The organism is Mesorhizobium sp. M7D.F.Ca.US.004.01.2.1 (assembly GCF_003997785.1).
Lineage (GTDB): Bacteria > Pseudomonadota > Alphaproteobacteria > Rhizobiales > Rhizobiaceae > Mesorhizobium > Mesorhizobium loti.
On the sequence record NZ_RZRQ01000662.1, the window covers coordinates 1 to 1,249 of the forward strand.

Annotated in this window: 1 protein-coding gene; it reads right to left on the bottom strand. The window is 65.1% G+C overall.

The window, feature by feature from the left end; all coding sequences use genetic code 11:
- On the bottom strand, positions 1-1,249 hold a 1,249-nt coding region (locus EN993_RS35985), incomplete at both ends, for a DUF3971 domain-containing protein (RefSeq protein ID WP_348630459.1).

Here is a 1,249-nt window from a genome sequence, read left to right on the forward strand (position 1 = left end):
GGGTCACCTTGCGGCTGCGCGCCGGCCCGTCATCCCTGAGCGGCTCGATCAGATCGAGTTCGGCCGGAATGCCGTTCAGCAACGCCTTGGCGGAGATCACCGCCTTTGCAGGGTCGACCGTGATCGAACCGTCTGCATCCGTCACGACCTGCCCCTCGAAAGGCTTGGCCAAGGACATACCGGTGTAGTCGAGCGACACCAGCCAATCGAGTTTCGAACTGTCGACGCCGGACTGCAGCGGAATATCCGCCTTGACGTGGCCGGTGACGCTGCCCGACAGCTCTTCCGGCAGAATGCCGACATGGCGCATGGCGTTGATCGGCTCGTAGGATGCGAGCTCGGCAACAGCGGATGCGTCGCCATCGACGTCGATGTCGAGCGCGCCGACGACCGGCGGGCGGTTGGCCGCCTTGACCGTCAGCGTGCCATTGCTGGCTGCCACGGTGCGACCGCTGGGCATATAGACGGTACCCGAGGACAAGGAGATATCGACATCGTTGCCGTGGAAGCCGACGACGCCAACCGCATCGCGTATCGGCGGGATGCGGCCGGCGGTGTCGAAGCGCGATCCCTCGATCTGGAAGCGGCCGAACACCTCGTCGGCGGACAGCGGCACGCCGTTGCCCAGACGGCCCGGCACGACCTGGAACTGGAGGTTGGCGTCGACGACGCGGCCGCCGAACAGATTGGCCAGCACCCACAGCCGGGCGTTGCGCGCTGAAAACCATGGCCACAGCTGCTTGACGTGAGAGACCTGCATGTTGTGGATGTTGAACGCCAGATTGATCCCCGGCGCCTTGCCGTCGACGAACGCCACGGCGGCGGTGCCGAGCACCTCGCCGGAGGCAGCGGACCGAAGCGCGATCTGCTCGACGACCAGTCTGTGGCTCACCGTGTTGTAGACACCGGCAATCCGGGCGAGGAAGGTGAGCGCTGGCTCAGGCGACTCCGAAGGTGCCAGCGACGAACCGTCGCTGGTCAGATCGTAGCGATAGGACGGCTCCTCACCCGCCGCTCCGGTTGCCGGTTTCGGCCCGATCGAACCAGCGAAATCGAATGTCGAGCGGCCGGTCTTCAACAGCAATCTGTCGACCTGGACCTTGTTGCTGCCGGCAACCAGCGTCGCATTGACATCGACGTTGGCCGGAAGCAGCCCACGCGTGCCGAGATCGAGGATCGAGCCCGTCGATGACAACGCGGCCGTGAGCCGCGATGCATTCACGCCGAACCCTTCCGATCCTGTCAGTTT